A 5,493-nucleotide genomic window follows, 5' to 3' on the forward strand; every position below is an offset into this window, starting at 1 on the left:
GGCCGGCCAAGACCGTCGAAATACGTGATGTCACGCATGACGGAATCCAGCGGCGCGTTCGCCGGAGGCGTTGTATACCGCCCCAGGTAGGTTGTTCTTAGGATATAATTGCGGGTCTGGCTGAAGCCTACTCCGTTGCTGCCATTGCCCGCTGGGAACGTGAGGGCATATCCTCCCCTGCCCCCCGCCTCATACGCAGGAACCGGGTAAGAGATGCTCGGCCGTACTGACGCCTGCTGGGTCGCCTCCAGGCTGTCTGGATGCGCCTGGACGCAGGGTATCCCTGCCAGGAGCAGCAGCGGTAACCGATTGACCGCCATAAAAAAACGCTTAACGCCCATATGGCGTTCTAAAAGGTAGCCTGTAGCTTCCATATCTTGCCCATGTATTAGTAGGTTGTGAAAATCTTGAAATAGTACTCGTCGCTCCCCTCCTGTATAAAATCTATTTCATTACAGAGGGGACCGGCACACCCCGACCGAGCCCATGGTACAGCGATACCCTTTTAGAGCCCTTGATTGCTTGTACCAATATTTGAACTGGCGCGGTTCTGTTCTTGTCTGCCATAGTTTTACATTCGACATATCCAGTGACAGAATTGGTGTCACTTCTTTTCACTTTCAATTTAAAGGGTGGACAGTCACTCAAACCTCTATTGGAACACATAATTGCTTGCTCGAATTTCGTATGTTCGACCATACTGCAGAGTAAAAGTATCCCCCGAGCTCAACCTATTCCGCTGAGAGGTCTCATGTGTGATGATACCATAACCCATAAAGAAATTTTCGTCATAATTGACGTCCGCACTCGGACGGAAGCTAATCTGGTATTGCCCCGCTGGCAGATATAATGTAGACGTAGCTATCGGATAGCTGTAAACGTGATTATACTGGAATGTATGCGTTGCAACGACATGGCCATTTTGGAGAAAATCGACCTCCATTTTCTCAGGGTGATCGAATGCTGTGTGGTACATTGCAAAGAAGTCTACCCGTACCGCGTTACCCATCGGGTTGCAAGGAAAGATAGATGGGTGCGGAAACACTTGATCAAGCGACGTTTGGGCAGCATCGTCAGCAACTGCTTGGCTAGTTCCAGAATGCATACCACCAGGCAACATGTAATTGTACATGGCAGGCTCTCCACTTTGCGTGCAGTAAAGATTATACGTTCGCATCAATGGAATGTTGGTATATCGATGCTGTAAACTCACATGTTTTGGCCCTACAATACTATAGTCATACTCTTTTGTCAGATTTTGGTCATGATCCCTTTCGAGCACTAGCCTGCCTATCCCATCATATTCATAAAAGCTGGTCAAACCGTTGGGCCGCGTTTCGCTACTTAGGCCGATGTACTGTTTGTAGGTGTATGAACTTACTTCCTGATCACCCAAAAAATGATTGCGTAAACCGTCAAGAAACGTCCTTAATGACGCATCGCTAACTGGATTCATCACTTGCACATTTGCAGTATAAGCTGAAGGAATAGATGAATAATCAACGCCGCGAAGTCTGGCCACCGGATATAAAGCATTGTAGCCCCAAAGATAAGATGTAGTGATACCGTCACGCTCAGTTAATTGCAAGACGTTGCCGTATTGATCATAAGCGTTAAAGGTAATATCAGTTTCCAGCCCTTCACCCTTTACGGAACGTTCAACAGAAGCTGGAGCAATAAGGCTCCAACCTACCGGAAATACCGCATAATTTGTGCGTTCTCGAGATAGCTCCACTCCTAACGTTTGATTTGTTTCCACCGTCTCGATTAGCAAACCGACCATGTTCCGAGTAACCATCTGTCCATACACGTCCCCAGTCAAATCGTACGCATACCGGAAATCCTTCCGTATGCTATGTCCTTTGCTATCTGTCCAGATTACGCGAGACGGGTTCAAAAAGTTCGGAAGTTTATCGTATTGATATGTCGTAGTGAGTGTTTGTACTTCATCTTCATCAAACCATTCCTCTGTTTCGGCAGTCAACAACAAGCTTCCAACCGGGATACCATATTGCCCCATTATGAAATCAGGTTGCCAATAAGGCATTGACGCCGCAAAGGGTTTACCGTTATCATATAAGTTTCCCCCAAAATTGCCTGAAATAATTTGATATAGCACCCGTGGAAACACGAATACCACACGGAGTTGTTGTGTCCGCCATGAAACCATATATTCAAAACGCCTGCGGTTTATAGGTTCAAAACGCTGAACGTCTTTATTATAGCGGTAATTGGTCACTGATTTACGGGCACCGATCAATCCGTTGGTCTTTAACCACGAAATATTGGTGCCTTCAATCAACCGATCATTCAACAGATGTCGTGACCATCCATCTAGAAAGGTCTCTGGTGAATAAAACTCAGTTACCGTCTTCCCCGTATTTTCACCTAAATCCCGGTTGTAAGTTGTTACCTTGGTATAATAAATTGGTGACCCGTTCGAATACGTATAATCAAGCACTGACGCGGGCCTATAAGTCGTTTTTGATTCAATATTCCGAATTGCTAAACAACTACGGTCCAAACAAGGACCGGTATACGGGCCCGTATACACGGTAGCCAAATACAGAATATCTTGCTGAAACTTTACCGCATCATAGCTATGCCGCAGTGGTTCTGTTGTTAGCTGAGGTCGATTACACAGTACACCAGTCCCTTCCTCCAAATCTCCATACCTGTAATACACCATTGTAGACGGCAAAGTAGCCCCCGCATCGTAATAGCTAATGTTTCGTATGCGCAAACCACCACATAATTGGGGGATCAACTGTTCATGAAAGATACCAGTGAAGCGCTCCTGATATCTGTTCGCCTCGAAGTCGAAACTCACCGATCCACCGGTCGGATACACAATACGTTCCAATATACCGCGCTTCATCGCCTCTTCATCAGGCTTTTCGGCCCATCGGTCGTGGCCCCCGAAGCTGATGTTCACATTACTTGCGAAATCCATACAACCATAATTGATGCTAAAATAGTAGCGTGAGGCTGTAACAGCGGTCAACGGCAACGAGACTAAACCTCCCCAATTCCGTTCTCGGGTGTTGGCATTACAGTATCCCCAAACATCATGGCCTTTTAAATGATTGCCAAAGCAAAACTTATTCCTGTACATTAATCTGTAACATTCATAGGTTTCGGTTCCATGCCTGACATGCAGCGAGTCGAGATACCTCGTGCCCTGAAATCCGGCACCATTGTAAGCGGTTGTTGCATGTGGGTAATACCAAGCATTTTCGTAGGACTGGAAAAAATGCCAAGACTTCACTTCTATCCCGTTTCTATCTAGCAAACGAATGCTGTTAAGGTTGTCGATACCGTCAAATATCAGTTTACCTCCTCTAAAGGATATTTCAGAAACCGACAGTCCCCTGATTTCTGATCGTCTCACTCCCGCGATGTTCTCACTCGGGTAAACCTTGTCTACCACATTCTGTTGAGCATCCAAATAAGGAACATGGAACTTCGCCCCTGGGCTTACTCCGGCTGTCACCTCCATATATTTCGGCGAAGATATTTGATAAAATGGTATCATAGTCACAAGATTCTCGTAACTGAGATTATTAAGGGTCATTGGATGTTGGTCTGACCGGTAATAATTGGTCAAGTTACAGGGATTGTCATTTTCATAATATTCTACATAATCGGTGTACTCAACATATTCGGCCATCATTTTGGGTGTATAGGAAAACAGAATGTCGTCGATACCTGAAGAACTTTGTATCCGTTTACAACGCCAAGCCGTCACCGTCTCATTCGTTAGTTCCCGGCCCCGAGCCAATAGCTGGTCTACAGAGCCTCCACCTCCAGGATCACCGAAATAGTAAACCGTTCCATCTGTATCGGTAATGATGAAGCGTCCATTTTCATATTGGATCTTCACATTATCATAAGGCACGGGCACAATTGTGTAGCCCGTACCTGAGTCGTTCTTTTGGAAATAAAATGACCCAGATTTGTTCAATAATCGGTAATTAAACTTGTCGGGCATACCATCGCGTTGGCCAAACGCAAGGTAGTAAGCATTTGCGTTAGGGTACTCCCCACCCGACAGCGGATAGCCATAAGCGTCTTGATTATGGTAAAACGCTTTCATCAGATTATTGTTGATATAGCCCTGTGGATGAAAATCATCTTTATCATTAATTGTCCTGGTAATTTGCAGGTCAGTACTCAATGACCATCCAAGCCCGACACGCGTAGCCTGTTCATTGATTTTAAATCCGCCAGCATGGTAATACAGGGTAACATGAAGCTTCAGCCCACCGATGCTGATTTCATGTAACGGAATATTGATATCTGGGATACCCGTATTGAGGTTTACTGGGTAATTCACCATTTTACCTAACGCCGCCGCTTCAGGTGAAACCGGGACGATGTTGTTTACCTGCCCCTGACATAATGCGGGCAACATACCTGATGTACACACTGCTATCAGTACTCGATTTATCTTTTTCATGAGAAAATGAGTTAAAGTTCTTGCTTGGCTATTTGCGATACCAGCAGCCGTTTATTGTATTTTTCCGCTGTACTTGTATTCAATTGTCATTGCAAATCACACCTGCTACCGACAAGGCAATATTACATGATAAATCAATAAGTAATTATAGGTTTTGGTTATGAATATGATCGGGTTTGGTTATAAATTTGATAACCTATGGTTATAATCGTCAAATCTAAGCTTGGACGGCGAAACACAACACGTTCAGGCCGCAGCCCAAGTAATCCTGAAATCAGTCTTTGGTATTGATTTCTATTAAACTTTGATCACTCCTAAAGCGGGTTGCCTGTGTTGCCCACCGCATGAATCCCTAGTGGAAGATATGTTGCTGTTGAGCTGCCGGTTGGATGCCGTATCACCGTAGCGCAGCAGCTGCCGGAACAGCTCTGAATGGCTGTAATGCAGCTGTAATCTCTCCTTAGCTAGCTACACCCAAAACTAAAGAATTCCAATCAGTTGACTGTCCAGGCTGAGATTTCAATTTCATCATAAGTGTAGATTCCTGGACTACCAATATGATGATGTTGGTCAAAAACGACCGGACTTGCTGAAACAGGTATGATGCTACTTTGAAAAACAAAAAAGCTCGCGAGAATGAAAAGCATTCTTAACAACAAGTTTATTTTATATCTTAGTAGATGTCTCATTTCAACCTATTCTGATACTTTCCAACTCCCGTTTAATAAAAACAGCACAAGCACTCTTTCTGTCAGAGTATTCCATTTTTTCGGTAGTGCCTTTATCGGCATCTAAAAAACCTACCAGATATTTCCGATCGTTTTGTATAAAGAAGAACCAACCTGAATCAACTCGTTTATCTTCTGACCATTGCAACCATTGATCTACATACTGCGGATGTTGTTCCAACGCTTCTTTTATTGAGTTCTCATTGATATTGCTATGCGATTCAAAATAGCCGGTATTTCGCAACAGGGAGTATATAGACTGATTATTGTCAGAACTGTAAAACCTTTCTAGAAGACTTAATATTC

General features: G+C 44.4%; 3 protein-coding genes. All 3 read right to left on the minus strand.

Annotated elements, in window-relative coordinates:
- Positions 1-374, minus strand: a 374-nt coding sequence (locus BM030_RS19375) for a hypothetical protein (RefSeq protein WP_139215966.1), incomplete at its 3' end; no start/stop codon positions are given.
- A gap of 278 nt (positions 375-652) precedes the next feature.
- Positions 653-4,459 carry a hypothetical protein gene (locus BM030_RS19380; RefSeq protein WP_139215967.1) on the minus strand — a complete coding sequence of 1,269 codons (3,807 nt, stop codon included), beginning with the start codon at positions 4,457-4,459 and terminating at the stop codon, positions 653-655.
- Positions 4,460-5,149: 690 nt separating this feature from the next.
- On the minus strand, positions 5,150-5,493 hold a 344-nt coding region (locus BM030_RS19385; protein WP_211657671.1), incomplete at its 5' end, for a hypothetical protein.

The organism is Parapedobacter composti, assembly GCF_900112315.1.
GTDB lineage: Bacteria > Bacteroidota > Bacteroidia > Sphingobacteriales > Sphingobacteriaceae > Parapedobacter > Parapedobacter composti.

What these genes read in the sequence shown, in the direction of transcription:
- BM030_RS19380 (WP_139215967.1), bottom strand. Translation starts at nt 4,459, where the DNA reads ATGAAAAAGATAAATCGAGTACTGATAGCAGTGTGTACATCAGGTATG.